Annotated in this window: 12 protein-coding genes and 2 pseudogenes; 10 read left to right on the plus strand and 4 right to left on the minus strand. The window is 67.5% G+C overall.

All coding sequences use genetic code 11. From position 1 onward, the window contains the following. Window positions 1–15: 15 nt before the first annotated feature. Window positions 16–1,530, plus strand: coding sequence for a nucleic acid/nucleotide deaminase domain-containing protein (locus ACFYW3_RS37185; protein WP_389388770.1), 1,515 nt, complete (start codon window positions 16–18; stop codon window positions 1,528–1,530). A gap of 17 nt (window positions 1,531–1,547) precedes the next feature. Beyond that, window positions 1,548–2,102, plus strand: a complete 555-nt coding sequence (locus ACFYW3_RS37190; RefSeq protein ID WP_389388771.1) for an SUKH-4 family immunity protein — start codon at window positions 1,548–1,550, stop codon at window positions 2,100–2,102. 311 nt (window positions 2,103–2,413) lie between these two features. Here ACFYW3_RS37190 and ACFYW3_RS37195 read toward each other — a convergent pair whose 3' ends face one another. Next, window positions 2,414–2,722 (minus strand): hypothetical protein, encoded by a 309-nt coding sequence (locus ACFYW3_RS37195; protein WP_389388772.1) that lies wholly within the window; start codon window positions 2,720–2,722, stop codon window positions 2,414–2,416. 873 nt (window positions 2,723–3,595) lie between these two features. Here ACFYW3_RS37195 and ACFYW3_RS37200 point away from each other — a divergent pair. From ACFYW3_RS37200 to ACFYW3_RS37210, 3 genes and pseudogenes are all read left to right on the plus strand, one after another. Next, on the plus strand, window positions 3,596–3,859 hold the full coding sequence (locus ACFYW3_RS37200; RefSeq protein WP_389388773.1) for a helix-turn-helix transcriptional regulator: 264 nt from the start codon (window positions 3,596–3,598) through the stop codon (window positions 3,857–3,859). 157 nt (window positions 3,860–4,016) lie between these two features. Further along, window positions 4,017–4,384: pseudogene (locus tag ACFYW3_RS37205) on the plus strand (DUF6083 domain-containing protein); the annotation flags it as partial. A gap of 633 nt (window positions 4,385–5,017) precedes the next feature. Next, a complete protein-coding gene (locus tag ACFYW3_RS37210; RefSeq protein ID WP_389388782.1) occupies window positions 5,018–6,484 on the plus strand; it encodes a UvrD-helicase domain-containing protein in 1,467 nt (488 codons plus the stop codon). A 155-nt stretch (window positions 6,485–6,639) separates the two neighbouring features. Here ACFYW3_RS37210 and ACFYW3_RS37215 read toward each other — a convergent pair whose 3' ends face one another. Next, window positions 6,640–6,777, minus strand: coding sequence for a hypothetical protein (locus ACFYW3_RS37215; protein WP_376108403.1), 138 nt, complete (start codon window positions 6,775–6,777; stop codon window positions 6,640–6,642). 489 nt (window positions 6,778–7,266) lie between these two features. Here ACFYW3_RS37215 and ACFYW3_RS37220 point away from each other — a divergent pair, with 489 nt between their 5' ends. Together ACFYW3_RS37220 and ACFYW3_RS37225 are read left to right on the plus strand one after the other, a co-directional pair. Next, entirely contained in the window at window positions 7,267–8,049 is a 783-nt protein-coding gene (locus ACFYW3_RS37220; RefSeq protein WP_389388774.1) for a sigma-70 family RNA polymerase sigma factor, read from the plus strand. Then, the gene (locus ACFYW3_RS37225) at window positions 8,046–9,962 is read left to right on the plus strand and encodes an SsgA family sporulation/cell division regulator (RefSeq protein WP_389388775.1); all 1,917 of its coding nucleotides are present in this window, start codon (window positions 8,046–8,048) and stop codon (window positions 9,960–9,962) included. The genes ACFYW3_RS37220 and ACFYW3_RS37225 overlap by 4 nt, the downstream gene beginning before the upstream one ends. Window positions 9,963–10,399: 437 nt before the next feature. Here the strand turns inward: ACFYW3_RS37225 and ACFYW3_RS37230 are convergent, their stop codons facing one another. Then, on the minus strand, window positions 10,400–11,290 hold the full coding sequence (locus ACFYW3_RS37230; protein ID WP_389388776.1) for a glycosyltransferase family 2 protein: 891 nt from the start codon (window positions 11,288–11,290) through the stop codon (window positions 10,400–10,402). Then, a complete protein-coding gene (locus ACFYW3_RS37235; RefSeq protein ID WP_389388783.1) occupies window positions 11,287–12,654 on the minus strand; it encodes a tetratricopeptide repeat protein in 1,368 nt (455 codons plus the stop codon). The genes ACFYW3_RS37230 and ACFYW3_RS37235 overlap by 4 nt, the downstream gene beginning before the upstream one ends. Before the next feature lie 207 nt (window positions 12,655–12,861). Here ACFYW3_RS37235 and ACFYW3_RS37240 point away from each other — a divergent pair, with 207 nt between their 5' ends. The 3 genes and pseudogenes from ACFYW3_RS37240 to ACFYW3_RS37250 all read left to right on the plus strand — a co-directional run bounded on the left by ACFYW3_RS37240 (window position 12,862) and on the right by ACFYW3_RS37250 (window position 14,377). After that, window positions 12,862–13,125 (plus strand): hypothetical protein, encoded by a 264-nt coding sequence (locus tag ACFYW3_RS37240; RefSeq protein WP_389388777.1) that lies wholly within the window; start codon window positions 12,862–12,864, stop codon window positions 13,123–13,125. A gap of 230 nt (window positions 13,126–13,355) precedes the next feature. Then, a complete protein-coding gene (locus tag ACFYW3_RS37245) occupies window positions 13,356–13,493 on the plus strand; it encodes a hypothetical protein (RefSeq protein WP_199819258.1) in 138 nt (45 codons plus the stop codon). 22 nt (window positions 13,494–13,515) lie between these two features. Continuing rightward, window positions 13,516–14,377, plus strand: a pseudogene (locus ACFYW3_RS37250) (IS5 family transposase). The last annotated feature ends 215 nt before the right edge of the window (window positions 14,378–14,592 follow it).

A 14,592-nucleotide genomic window follows, 5' to 3' on the forward strand; every position in this document is an offset into this window, starting at 1 on the left:
GGGTGCAACGTGGGAATGACGCTGCCTGATGACCTGGTGGAGGTCCTGGACCTCATAGGCGTCGACTGGCCGCAGATAGACGAGGACGAGGTCAAGGGGTCCGCCAAAGCATTCCGGAACCTGGGCGAAGGCATCCGTGACGCGGTCAAGGAAGGCAACAACGCCTGCTCCCACATCGTCGCAGGCAAGAGCAAGGGCCAGACCGTCGACGCGATCGACCAACGGTGGGGCAGGCTCACCACCCGGGACCTCGCCACCTTCGCCAAGGGATGCGACGAACTCGCCGGCGCCCTCGACAAGTGCGCAGGCATCATCATCGGCTGCAAAGTAGCAATGATCGCCAAGCTGACCGCGACCGCCGCAACCGCGACGGCCGGAGTTGTCGGCATGTTCTTCACCGTCGGGCTCAGCGGCCTCCTGTCCGCAGCGGCCATCGCCGCTGCCCGGCTGCTCATCCAGGAAGCCATCGACTACGCCGTGGACGAGATCACCTCGATCGTCACGGACGAAATCGAAGCGAAGATCCTCGCAGAGCTCGGCAAGTTGTTTACCGGGCAGCTCGGCGGCGGAACCTACGACGTAATGGCGGCAGGGAACGCCGCCACAGCGATGGACTTGGTCATCGAGTTCGAAGAATTCGAGGCGGCCGCGGGCGACTATCAGAAAACAGCCAAGAACTTTGGGGACAAGAAAGGAGAGTTTTCAGGGGGCGGAATCGGCCGCAAGTCCTCTGTAAAGAAAGACAGCCGGTTCCACAAGCTTGCCAAGGTCATGGATACGGCCGAGGATACGGTCGAGAAGAAGGCCGACGAAATGGTCAAGATTCTCGAAGAGCACGGCGGTAAGATCGACAAAAGCAAGAAGGATCACAAGAATAACGACCACGATCAGAAGGATAAGTACAAGAAGTGCGGCGACGGTGACGACGACGAAGACGTACCGACGTACCTGCTCAACGCAGACGGAAGCGTTCAACGTCTGAGTCTGGATGGCGGCCTCGACTCCCTTAACGACAGCGACAAAGCCAGACTCGACAGTATCCTCAACGACGGTAAAGCCTGGGTTCCTAAAACCGACAAAGAGAAGGCCGAGTGGCACACTCCGCAAGGGCATACCGATCGGGTCAAATCCGAGAAGGTCAGCACCGACGGATATGACCTCGCTGCAGCCACGCAGTCCGCACGAAAGGCCCGGGATGATTACGGCGGAACGAATTACGCCGCAGGTCGATACGTAGGACCTGACGGCCAGGAGTCAATCCTCGTGGCCTACAGCAGCAAGGCAGGCCATTCCGAGCGCATGATGGGGCGCCCGCTTCTCCACAACGGGCAGGAGGGTGGACTCAAAGAACTGTTCACCGAGCGTGAGCCGTGCAAGAAGAATCCCGAGTGCGCAAGATGGCTCAACGCATATTTTGACAAGGATTTGAAAGTCACGCACGTTGCCGACTACTATACCGAGGAGGGCAAGACAACCAACAAACAGCACAACGCCTACGTGAACAACCTCAAAAAAGCGCACGGAAAATAGACAAGTGGGGGCCGGAAGTGAGCTTCACCGTAACGTCAGAGAATCTGATCAATATGTACGGCCTCAGTGCTGTCAGCTATTTTCCTCACCAGGGCGCCGCAGGAGTTGAATCCCGTACCGCCGACTTCCTGAGCTCGGTCGGACTCCCCACGTCCGACGTCTTCACCTCCCGCATGGACGTCGAAGATCCGTATGGCCCGGAGGTCGACGCGATCACCATCGGAAGTCGATTCGACCACTACGGACTCCAGTGCCCTGATGAAAGCCGGTCATGGTGGAGCCTGGGCTATTTGTTCACATCGCTGCTCGCCCTGGATCCGGCATCCGGAAAGGTCTATGCGTTCCCGGAAGGGGCCATCGAATACATCGAGCTGCACCGTGACGTCGAATCCCTCGTATTCGCGCTGATCGAGCTGCGTAAAGTCGAGATCGATCACGACAATGGCGCGGACCCGGAGGAGCTGGCCGCCCGATTCCGGGAGTCCGTCGAGGCGTTCGATCCGACAGCGTTCGCAGATGAAGAGTCCCAGTGGAGCCTTTCCATGGAGGAGCTCGAGCAGGGCATCTGGTGAAGCGCCGAGGAGTCGAAGCCCGAGCGGCGCCGCGTCTTGCCTCCATCTGCGCGGCGGGCACCATCTCTGGACGAGACACTGAAGAGTGCCTGGGAGAGTGAGCGGGTAGTCCCGGAACGACGATCCACCCAGGATTCGCTGGGATGGCCGAAGTCTCAGCGGGGCGCGCGGCGGACGCGTGCCCCGCGTCCGGTCAGTTCCTCTGTTCCAGGGCAGCCCTGAGTGACCGAATCCCCGGCCCGTTCACACAGGCGTGCACGAGACTGTCCGGCCGAGCCGGCCCGCCCCCTTCCGCTGCTGGCCAGAAACGCTTACGCGTCGGTCGAGGCCGTACGCCAGTACAGCTCCCCGGCCGAGAGCGTCAGCGACCAGGTAGACAGCGCACCGGCGTTGCCCAGTCGCTGCATGGCCGTGGTGACTTGCTCCTCGGACAACGCGCAGACGTGGGCGAAGTCTGACAGGTCGAAACTTCCGCTGGCCGGGGCGAGGTGCGAGGTCAGCGCGACGGCCGTCAGTTGCACCCAGGCTGGCTGCGCGCGGGTGCCGGGGGAGTGCGACCAACGCAGGGCCAGTCCGGCTGCCTGTGCCCGCCGAGCGCGCCCCGGTACCTGGGTGAGCACGGTTGCATCCAGCAGCTGCGCCTGGTGCCCTCCCGAAGGCACCCGTTCCTGCCGTAGCCAGCAGGCTTCCTCCAACTCGCTCCACGCCCCGACCTCCGGGCCACTCAGAAGTATCCCGCGCAGGAGACCCGCAGGCAGTCGCACGCGCCCGTACCGGTCCGCGCGCAGCGCACCTGCAAAGCGAGCAGGCGAGCCTGGGGCCCGACGGACGGTGGGAGCGCAGCCGCGAGGTACGAGAGCATGTCGCGGATCCGCTCCTGTGGACTGAGGCGGCCTGTTGTGACACCGATGCGCCGCCGTCGCTGTACAGGCGGGGTGCCAGCCGGTGTTTCAGGAACGACGGCGACATCATGGGTGGCGGCGGCGCAGTTGGTGCAGACGTCGGCCAGCCGCCACAGACGGCCGCCGCGTTCGCGGGCCAACGCCAGGACGATTGGGCCGCCGCAGCCGCGATGGCGGGGGTGCCAGCGGCAGCCCCGTTCGTGGCACTGGCATGTCCGCAGATGCTGCGGCAGAGCGTCGAGCCTGGCATGCCCGGCCAGGTGGGCGAGTGCGGCCGAGCGGGCTGTCGCACCATGCACCTGTGCGGTCGCCGGACCGCACTGGGGGCAGGCGAGTTGAGGGCCATGGGGCTGCGGGCGCAGTTCCACGGTCCACGTGCGCCGCACCACCAGGTGGGGCGTCCAGAGCCTCATCGGCCAGCCTTCCTCATCGACCGCCAGGCCTGAGCTGTAGACGGGACACCACCGGGGACTTGAGGTGACGGCCGCAGCGTAGTGCAGACCTCTGCCCTGCGCGAGACCGGTGTCACCTGCGGAAATAGGGCAGAGGTCTGCACTGACAGGGCAGGGGTCTGCACCGTCCGATGGTGGGGTGACGATCTTGCCGCCCGAACCGAACCTCGACGCGCTACGCATGAAGCTCGTGCGCCTGCGGGGCGAGCGCGGCTGGACCTACGACGAACTGGCCAGCCGGACTGGCCTGTCCAGGCGCACCCTCATCGAAATCGAGCAGGGCCGCACCATCGGCTCCCTGCCCACCTGGCATGCCCTCGGCCACGCCTTCGACGTCCCTCTCGGCGGCCTCTTCGCGGCACTCTGCGACGGCCACGAACCGCCCGGCGGTGAGGGCCGCTAGGCACCGGCTACTGCTACCCGCAGACCACCCGAACCGGTGACGCAAGGGGGACGAATGATCGATGTTCGAATGTGCGCCCACCGAGGTTGAGCCGGTCGGGCGACTGTAGCGGTGCGGGCCCCACGATCGCAGCGCGTCGGCTGGAATCTTCGCGGCCATGCGCTCCACCCACGCCCGCTTCGGTCGCCGCCGGGACGGCAGTTCACTTCCTCCCCGCCATCGCGCTCTGCGCATCGCCATGGACAGCCCCCACCGCCTGCTGCGGATGGCTCAGGGCGACTCATGCGCTGACTGCGGCAACCAGGTCCACTGGCACCAAGGAATCGAACATCAGCCCGCCTGTCTCCACCAGCCGTCCCCGAAGTCCACCGCTGGCACATCGGCGGGGGGATCGCCTACCCGGCGGGCGACGGAAGCCCGTGGTGCCGCATCGCCCGCCTCACCCTCTGTCCAGCGCGCGACACCCCGGAGCCCCTGACACAGCACCTCGTCAGGCTGCGCCAGCACCTCGCCCTGCAGACCCGGCGCCTCCTCGACGACGGTGCCTTCACGCCACCTGACCGACGTACCGCTGCCGGATCTCGACCCACGTCACCGTGCCAGCCCGTCAGGCCGGTCGTGGACCTGCTCGGTAGCCGCTACCTCGCTACACAGCCCATCGAGGAAATCCGATGCGTTGCCCGGACCCACAGAGGCACCCGCTGCCTGAAGCGTGTCCTCGCACCGCGGAAGTCACGCGGCACCTGGAAGCTCGCCACCCTCCTACCGGGCCGCACACCGGTGCTGCCCACAGTCGAAATCGCCGTCTACGACCTCGAGCACCTGGCCCACGCCGAACAGCAGCGCTGGCGCGCCCAGCGCTGCCCCACCCACGCCCTGACTCCCGAAGTCGCAGACATGGCGTCGGCGGACTGGCTTCGATCCCCTGCTCCACCGCCAGTACATCGCCACCCGGTTGCCCGCCGGTCAGGCCCGGCATCGAGGATGAGCGTGAAGGCTACCGAGGCCGTGCACCACAGTCAGCGGAGAAGACCCCAGCGTGCGGTGAGATTCCCCGACAGCCGGTGTCGCGCTCTCAGGCGCCGCACCGATCCGGCCGACTCGCCACGCGGCAACAGCCCATCCAACCGCCCCCTGCCCCCGCGATGGAGCGACCACGTGCTCAACCCCACGGACGAACAGACCCACGCCGCCGACCGCTTCCTCGCCGGCGACCACATCGCTCTCCAAGCAGGGGCGGGCACCGGCAAGACCACCACCCTGGCCCTGCTCGCCACAGGAACCAGACGCCGCGGCCGCTACCTCGCCTTCAACAAGGCCATCGCGCTGGACGCCGCCAGCCGATTCCCCGCCCACGTCACGTGCAAGACCGCACACTCCCTCGCCTACGCCGCAGTAGGCCACCGCTACCGGTCCCGTCTGGGCAGCGCACGCCAGCCCAGCTGGAAGACCGGAAAAGCCCTAGGCATCACCAAACCCGTCCGTGTCGGAGACAACGACCTCTCGGTCAAAGTCCTCTCCCACACCGTCCTGAAGGCCCTTACCAGGTTCTGTCACTCAGCAGACCCCGTGATCACGAGCCGGCACATCCCGCACCTGCGCGGCCTGGACAACGCAGACCGACACGAACAACTCGTCGCCGCCGTACTCCCGTTCGCCCACAAGGCATGGAAGGACCTGCAGCGCCCGGAACAGGGCGTCGTCCGCTTCGAACACGATCACTACCTGAAGATGTGGGCCCTGTCGGAGCCGAAGATCGACGCCGACTTCCTCCTCCTGGACGAGGCGCAGGACACCAACCCCGTCGTCGAGCAGGTCTTCACCGCGCAGCGCGGACACGCCCAGCTCGTCATGGTCGGAGACTCTGCCCAGGCCATCTACGGCTGGCGCGGCGCCACCGACGTCATGACCCGCTTCGACGGTGTCCCCCTGGCCCTGACACAGTCCTTCCGCTTCGGCCCCCACCTCGCTCGCGAAGCCAATCGATGGCTCGCCCTCGCCGGGGCACCTATCCGCCTCCAGGGCACGGAGAGCATCCCCACTCGGCTTGACACCGTCGAGACCCCTGATGCTGTCCTGTGCCGCACCAACATCGGTGCCATGACCCAGGTTCTCACCCACCTCCAGGCCGGCCGCCGTGTCGCCCTCACCGGCGGAGGAGAAGGCCTGCGCAGCCTCGCGCTCGCCGCCCGAGAGCTCAAGAACGGCCGTCCCACCAGCCACCCTGAACTCCTCCTCTTCGCCTCCTGGGGCGAGCTCCAGGACTACGCCGCCTACGACCCGGCCGGCACGGACCTCCAGCCCTTCGTCGACCTGATCGACACCCACACCCCCGACGCCCTCCTGACTGCAGTCAGCCAACTCGTCGACGAACAACATGCGCAGGTCACCGTGTCCACAGCCCACAAGGCCAAGGGCCGCGAGTGGCTAACGGTCCAGATCGGCAACGACTTCAGGCCGCCCAAGGATGCCGAGGAGCCCGACGTGCAGGGCCGCCCTGTAGCTGGCCCAATCGACAATGCAGGGGCACGTCTGGCTTACGTTGCAGTAACCCGGGCCAGAGGCTGCCTTGACCTTGGAGGGCTGGCCTGGATCCATGATCACCCCGCTGGCGACCCCATGTGACACGGTTTCGGTCCTCGCGTCGTCTTGTCCTCGACAAGGAGATCGCACAGCGCCCCCGATCCGATGCGACCCGGCACGGGTCGCATCGGATCGGGGGCTGCTGGTTGGTCTGGTCGCGGGAGAGGTCGGCTGGCCGACTCGGCCGGTTGGTTGCCCTAGCTGGCGATAATGTTGTGGAAGAAGAGGACGGAACCGGCGAAGGCGGCGCCACCAGCGAGGACAGCGGTGGCGGCGTTGCGCTGCGCGAGGTAGGTGAGGACGCCGGCGCCGGTGCCGACGAGGATGCCGAGCACGAGAACGAGGCTGCTGCGCAGGCCGATCAGGGCATGGCCAGCACTCGGCGTTGTCTCGACAGGGCGCGGGCCGCCTGGCCCTTGTGATGCCGGCGCGACCTGTGGGGCGTGGACACACGGCAGGGCGGGGGCCGTGCCGGGGGGTGCGTGCTGGGGCTGGGCGGTACTGGTGTGGTGGCCGTGGGAGGGCGTGGTCACGGTAGGGCCTCCGGCGGGTGTTGATGTGTGGCTGCCGCGGTTGCGGTTGCCGTCATTCCAGGTTTAGGTCGCTACGCCCCCGGGCCCCTTGGTGACCCATGTCACATGGAATTTGTTGCGGGTTAAGCGAGGGGAAGCGCTTGCGGGCCGCCTATGACGTCAGTGAAGCGAGCGGCCGGACGGCCCTCCCTTTTACGAGGTGCGGGCGAGGGCAAGGGAGCGGATGTGCTGGATGAGGCTTGTGAGGGACGCGCTCACCACGGCGACTCCCGGTGTGTAGCGGCCGGTGATGTGAGCGGCTCGCTGAGAGCGCTGGAGGCCTCCCTTGCCGAAGCCGGCGGCGAAGACGCTTCGATGCGTGATCAACGCCGTCAGGCCGACGCCGCACTGGTCGATTTCTTAAGGCGTAAAGGCTTCGAAGGCCCGCACTACACCCAGTTCATGCAGCACTTGATGGAATACGCGTGGCGCATCCTGAATGGCTGGAGCGCAACCGGACAGATCTTCGACCGTGTAGCCCGCGCCGGCCGCCCTATCCCCGTGACGATGGTGACCACTGCCTGGGGCGACGACGAACGCAGCCAGGTCGTCACCGACACCGTCATTAAGGGCAGCGCCCTCTTCCGCGAGCACGGACTTGTCCGCGGTAAGTGGACGCCCGAAGGCGGAGCGAGCTTGACGACGTACTTCGTCGGCGCCGGCCTGTTGGCTTTCAGCCCGGTATACATTAAGTGGTACAAGGCATACAGGCTCGGACAGTCCGAACTCGACCACCGAGCAGCCGGCGAGGACGATGTCCTGCGCGCGCAGCGTGACATTCCCGACCAGCGCGCCACCGACCCCGCCCACATCGTCACCGTTCACGACGACATCGCCCGTCTGCGGCCGCTCCTGCCCGACGAGCAGCTGCGCGGAGCGCTCGCGCTGATGACCCTGGGATACACCCAGGTGGAGGCCGCCGCGGAGGTCGGACTGACAACGAAAGCACTCGAGGGACGCCTGGCCCGCGCCCGCACCAAGGTTTCCGCCAGCCGCTCGGTCCGAGTGGTACTGGAGGAGGGGGGAGCACGATGAGTGTTGACAAGGACGACACGATGCACAGCACCGCTGAGGACGCAGAGTTCGCGGCCCTGATGGCCGCCTCCAGCCTCGGAGCGCCCCACGTACAAACCTGCGCCACGGCCATTGACGAGAGCACCCGCGGCCACCTGCGTGCTGCGGCGAGCGGCGAAACACCGCCCCCTCCCAACGAAGAGGGCTCTGCCACAGGGCCTACTTCCGCGCCTGGCATCGACGCCTCCGACATGGCTGACGCCAAGGATGGACGGCCGAGCACCATTGGCTGCGCGTTCGAGGCATTCCATCGCGAGATGCTCGGCAGGTGGCAGAAGTCGGCATGGCCGTACGACAGGAGCATGAGGGTGTCCCCCAAGGAGGAGCGCCTGCACCGTTCCAGGACCATCATGCTGGTCGACATCAGCAGGGCCGGTACACGCCACGACTCCACCGCTGAGGTTCGGCACTACCTCTACGACCTCCTTAGCGATGCCGTCCGAGCCCGCGACGAACCGTGGTCGCAGTGGCGCGCCCTGCACAAGCCAGACCGCGGCGACGGCTTTCTCCTGGCCATGCCCCCGGGAGTCTGCCGGACCACCACGTACATCGATCTCCTGTGGGAAGCGCTGCGACGGACAGCGGATAGCCAACACCTCCACCAGCAGCACCTGGTGCACACTGCAGCGACACTGTCCGGGCTGCCGCGTACTGAGTGGGACAAGCACTCTCGACTTCTGCCGGACTACCTCGTGCGCTTCGGCGACGAGTCCCGGACCCAGGAAACCAGGCATCAATGGTGGGCCTTCGGCCTCCGCCGCGACCTCGGACGGTTCGCGCTGGAGCTGTGTAAGTCGCGCGAGGAATCCGGTGTGCAGCCTGCGCTGTTGCCGGTGAGTCGGACTGCGACGCCATCCAACGCTGACCTGGCACGTACCGCGGTTGCGGCGACCGTGCGAACCGCTAGCGAGGCGCGGCTGATTTCGCAGGCGTGTCTCACTGACCTTCTGCACGCTTCGCCGCCTTTGCCATGGGCCCGCCTGGCACTCCGCTCCACGCGTGAGGACCAGCTTCGTGAAGCGCGCGCGTGGACGGCGGGCCGGCTGGGGGACAGAAACCGCACCATGTGGGAGTACAGCCCCTTCGGTGTGAATGAGGGACGGGACGGGCGCGAGTTGTTCGACGCGCACCCGCAACCGCTTCCCGATCTTGCGACGGCGTCCGCCTCGTTGCTGATCGCATCGGAAATGGCCATTGATCTCAGTGCTGCTCGCCGGCAGCCCATTCCCACTCAGGCGTCCACGCCTCCGGACATGAACGCGTACACGCTCCTGCCTGGCAGTACTCTCCTCGTCCCGAGGGATGAGCGGTCCGGTGCTGGCGGGAAGGGAGCTATGCCCTCCCCTCCCGAACCTGATCACTGGGAAGGCGAGCGGCTGTCAGAGGGCATGGGCGATCTGCATTGGAGCAGGAAGGACAAGGAGAGCGGCGAGCGCCGTGCGCGGCTGTGGATGCGCATGCATCTCCAGGAAGGCGACACAGGAGAACGCCTGCCCGTGACACTGATCTACAAGCAAGCCGACAGGCATGCGATCACCGTGGTTTTCTACCCGGGCACCCATGACGAAGTGAGCTGGACCTTCGCCCGGGACCTCTTGGTCGACGGCCTGAACCACAGCGTCGGCATCGGAGACGTGATCGTGTGGCCCACGCCTGCTTCGGCAACAGAGACCAGCCCACCCCAACGCGTCCACATCCGGCTGCGGTCGCCAGAAGGCACAGCACTGCTTTCGGTGGCCCGCCCAGACATTTCGGCCTTCCTCGAGATCAGCGAGCCACTGGCGTCATCGGCGCTGACAGAGACCGATGACGGCTGCTTGACGGGCTGGGAACGGGAGCTGGCAGAACTCATCTGCCCCCACGCCAGCGAATAGCCCAGGAGGAGAACGGGTGGTGGTCGGTCCAGGGAAGCCGAGTCGGACTCCGGCGGCGTTGGGGCGCGGACTCTTGGGCCGAACGGCCATCCCCAGTCTGGCGGTGGGGTGTCGAGCCCTATGCAAGTGGCTCTTGCGCGCACGGCCCTCGCCCGAGCCCGTGTGTACCCGGTTCCCACATGCCGGATCATCTCGGCGCGATCCCAGCGGCCACGGTCACCCCAACGAAGCGCATACAGACAGAGAGCTGCTTGCGCGGCTCCGTGACGCCAGCCTGCGCGTGCGTGCGCTCCGGCAGCGACAGGCTAATCGGGTACCCAGTCGCTCTCTCCGGCGACCGCTCGATGGCGGCTCCCGCCTCGGTACGGCTCGCAGGTTCGACACTTACCCAACTGTCCGTGCCGCAGAGGCCGCTCTACCCACCAAGCGGAACCAATTCAGATGATTGGGGGGCGTCCCAAGCGGGTCATCCGCCATACGGTCCGCCACCGAATCGGCTGTCGCGGTGGACAGGGGACTCGGAGTCCTTCGAAGAACCCGGCCCACCAGGACCGGAGTCCGGACAGGGGTGGCTGCTGCGTGACGGTGTAGGCGGCCCAGGTAGTGAGGTAGATGGGTACCAGGATGGCGGGCAGGTGGCGTTTGGCCAGCCATACGCGGTTGCGTCCTGTGTTGCGGTAGTAGACCGCGTGCCGGGACGCCGCGGTGCGGGGGTGGTGGAGGAGCAGGTCCGCGCGGTAGTCGATGTCCCAGCCGGCGTCCAGGGCCCGCCAGGCGAAGTCGGTCTCCTCGTGAGCGTAGAAGAACGGGGCGGGGAAGTCACCGACCTCGTCGATCACGGTCATGCGGATGGCATGGGCGCCGCCGAGGAAGGTGGTGACCGGCCCTGACACCGTGGGGTCGGCGTCGCCGAGGCGGGGGACGTGTCGGCGCTGGGTGAGTCCCTGCTCGTCGACGATCCGGAATGCCGCGATCCCCAGGCGCGGCTTCTCGGTGAACGCCTCGCGGACGAGTTGCAGGGTGTCGGTGCGGGGGAGGAGGCCGTCGTCGTCCAGGACCAGGACGATGTCCACGCCGCCGTGCTCGCGCAACCACTGCACGCCCGCGTTCCGGCCGCCGGGGATCCCCAAGTTCTCCGGCAGCTCGACGGCCGTCACCCAGACGGGCAGGGCGGGCAGCTTCACGCCCTGGCCGAGCACCACCACCGTCGCGGGAGCCCCTTCCTGCGCCGCCACCGAGTCGAGGAGCGTGCGGAGTTCGTCCTCGCGGTCGCCCATGGTCAGCACGACGACCCCGACCGTGGGCCCAGTCGTCTCGGAGGCCGTCATGCCTGCGCCTGTAGGAGCTCGGTGGCGCGCTGGTCCAGGTGCGCCGCCCCGGGGATCCCGCGTCTGCGGTAGCCGGCCGCCGCCCGGCGGATGGAGCGGATCTCCTGCCGGCTGCGGTCGGAAGCCACGCCGTCCATGAAGTCGAGCGAGCGGTTCCACAAGCCGATGGCCTCCTCGTGCCGGTGCTGCGCGGCGACCGACTTCCCCAGGTTCATCATGGTCAGGGCGTGCCCGCGCTGATAGGTGCCCGGCGTGCGGGCCAGCATCGCCGTGCGGTAATGCCGCTCGGCTGCGGAGTAGTCCTTCATCGCGGTCAGGGTCTTGCCCGTGTGCGAGGCGACCGTCGCCGCGACGGGCCCGGATGCGGCCGAGTACGACGGCACCGGTTCCCGGGTGTCCGAGAGGGCGCTTTCGGCCGCCAGCAGTGCGGCTGCCGCCTTTCCACTGTCCCCGTTGCTCCCGTAGGCCCGCGCGCAGGTCACCAGGAGCAGGGCCTCGGTCTGCCGGTCGACCTTCCCCGACGCCCGCCGCAGCGCCTCTTCCGCGAGTTCCGTGCACGAGTGCGGATGGCCGAGGTCAAGGGCTTGGTGCGTCATGGCCCGCATCAGCCACGCCCCGTGACCGGCCGGATCGGACTCGCAGGCGAGCTGATAGCCCAACAGGTAGTACTGCTGAGCGGCACCTTCGCGGCCGAGGTCGTGGTGTTTCCAGCCGACCAGGCAGGCGAGCTGGGCGGCGGCCCCGAAAGCGTCTTCGCGTACGGCTTCGGAGGGGAAGCGGGCGGAGAGCATCGGGGCGACGGTGTCGGTCAGGTAGGCGGTGACCGTGGTCAGCCCATGTCCGCCCCCGAGCTTCTCGTCCGCGCTCCGGAACATCTCGGTGAGCTGACGGACGACCGCGACTTCCTCCGCGCCGACGCTGCCACCGCTCCCAGCCGCCTTGAACGTGGCGGCCACGGCCTCGTGGTCGTAGGCCAGGGGAAGGCCGACCGCCGCGGTGGCGAACGCTGCGTTGATGAATTCCCTGCGGCGGAGCATCACTGATCTCCCGAGGTCGGCGGCGGTGGCCAGGGGATCAGCGCCCATGGCCTTCCCGATGCCTGCGGAGCCTAGACCGATCTCGGCCGTCGTGACGCGCCGCTTCACCTTTCTGGTGAGAGCTTCGGCGATGTACGCGCCCGTTCGACCACTCGGTGATCCGCCAGCCACCCAGTAGGCGACGGCCGACGGAGCCGTGCTCAGCCTCTCGCCGGCCTCGGCCGCGACGGCGCGGATCTCGCGCGCGAGCGCGAAGTAGGTGACCCCGGCCTCGGCGATGACAGCCGCCAGATTCTCGTTCGGTGTCCGGCTCTCCGCAACCCTCAGCCCCCTGAAGCGATCTTGAACGGATTGAACGGGTTCCCGACGCCACCACCGTACTCACTTTCCGTAGCAGCCGGTTGACTGAGTATCACGCCGCCGAACACCGGCACAGGCTGTCAGGGCGCTCCGGCCAATGACGCGCCCGCAAGACCCCAAGGTCCCCGCTCGCGGGCCGACCTCGTCCGTCACCGGAAGCCGAAGGAGAGCACCGTGGCCCGCACGCCCAGTCCCCATCGGACCGCAGCCCAAACACGCCGCGCCCCGTATGCCGTCGGCGACCTGGTCACCGGCATCTCCTACGTCCATCCCGAGGACCGTGGCCGCGAACAGCCTGAGGAGTTCACCGGACGCATCGTCCAGGTGGGCTCCGGATGGGACGGCGTCGACGCCGAGCAGGCCTACGCGTGGGTACGGCTTGCCACCGGCCGGGAACGGCAGGCGCTGATAAGGGACATCCGCAAGTCGCCCACCTGATCCACCACAGCAGCCTGACGCCCGTACCGGCGGCTGCCGCCTGCCGGGACGTTGCCCTCGCCCCCTTCGGAGAGCACCGTCCCGGCCCACTCGAGACTTCCGCCCCGCGGCCTTGGTCGCGCCGGCGGGTCACACCGTCCGCCCTTTCCGGGCGGAACCGCGCTGGGACCCCGGTCCCGCGCACACCAGAGGCAGGCAACCGGCCCGCCTCACGGCAGCAGGAGGAACCCATGCCGCACAGCCCGACGCCCGACCCGAAGCCGGGGAGCGGTCTGCTTCTCGCGTCCCGGCGGATCAACGCCGCCCGCTCGCGCGCCGAGCACGAAGGCGACGGAGGCGGCACCGGCCGCTCGGACGGCAACGACTAGGCCGTTTCGTTCGGATCATCTGATCGTTGGTTCGGGTGTGCCATTGAGTGACGCGCAGTGGGCGCGGATCGAGCCGTTGCTTCCGGACCGGACGCCGAAGCGAGGTGGTCGATGGAGGGATCACCGCGAGGTGATCGATGCGATCGCTTTCAAGTTCCAGAGCGGATCGCAGTGGGTCCACCTGCCGGAGAGGTACGGCAACTGGAGGGGTGTCTACAACCGGCTGCGGATGTGGGCCGCCGACGGCACCTGGGAGCGGGTGTTGACCGCGCTCATGGCACAGGCCGACGCGGATGAGGACCTGAACTGGGCCGTTTCGGTGGACTCCACGATCGTGCGTGCTCACCAGCACGCGGCCGGGGCCCGTAAAAGAGGGGCCCCGACAGGCGAGCCTGACGACCATGCCATCGGCCGGTCCCGCGGCGGGCTGACCACGAAGATTCATCTCGCAGCCGAAGCGCAATGACGGCCCCTAGCCTTCGTTCTCACCGCCGGACAGGCCGGTGATGCGCCCGCCTTCACGCACGTGATGGCCCGCCTGCGCGTCCCACGCCGCCGTGGGCGGCCGCGCACCAGGCCGGACGTACTCCTGGCCGACAAGGCCTACTCCTCACGCGCCATTCGCGACTACCTGCGCAAGCGCGGCATCCGGGCGGTGATCCCCATCCCGGCGGACCAGCGGGGCCACCGCCTGCGTCGGGGCAGCCGGGGAGGCAGCCCCCCGGGCCTTTGACCGCGAGACCTACAAGCAGCGCAACACCGTCGAACGGTGCATCAACCGCCTGAAGCAGTGGCGCGGCATCGCCACCCGCTACGAGAAGACCGCCACTGCCTACCTCGCCGGGCTCCACATCGCGGGCATCTTCCTCTGGTCCGCGAGGTGAGGCCATATCTCTGAGGCCCCCCGCACACACGCCAGGCCGACCGGAGGGCACACTGCCTAGATGCTGATCAGACGAGAAGCCCCCGCCGACCTGGCCGCTGTCCGTGCGGTGACCATCGCTTCCTCCCACAAGCCGTATGAGGAGGAACCGGTGGAGGTGATGCTGCGGGACGCATTGCGGAGGGGTGAAGACTGGATCCCAGCGCTCTCGCTGGT

Origin of the sequence: Streptomyces sp. NPDC002602, assembly GCF_042889445.1 — a bacterium.
Classification (GTDB): Bacteria; Actinomycetota; Actinomycetes; order Streptomycetales; family Streptomycetaceae; genus Streptomyces.

What these genes read in the sequence shown, in the direction of transcription:
- ACFYW3_RS37185 (WP_389388770.1), top strand. Translation starts at nt 16, where the DNA reads ATGACGCTGCCTGATGACCTGGTGGAGGTCCTGGACCTCATAGGCGTC.
- ACFYW3_RS37225 (WP_389388775.1), top strand. Translation starts at nt 8,046, where the DNA reads ATGAGTGTTGACAAGGACGACACGATGCACAGCACCGCTGAGGACGCA.
- ACFYW3_RS37230 (WP_389388776.1), bottom strand. Translation starts at nt 11,290, where the DNA reads ATGACGGCCTCCGAGACGACTGGGCCCACGGTCGGGGTCGTCGTGCTG.
- ACFYW3_RS37245 (WP_199819258.1), top strand. Translation starts at nt 13,356, where the DNA reads ATGCCGCACAGCCCGACGCCCGACCCGAAGCCGGGGAGCGGTCTGCTT.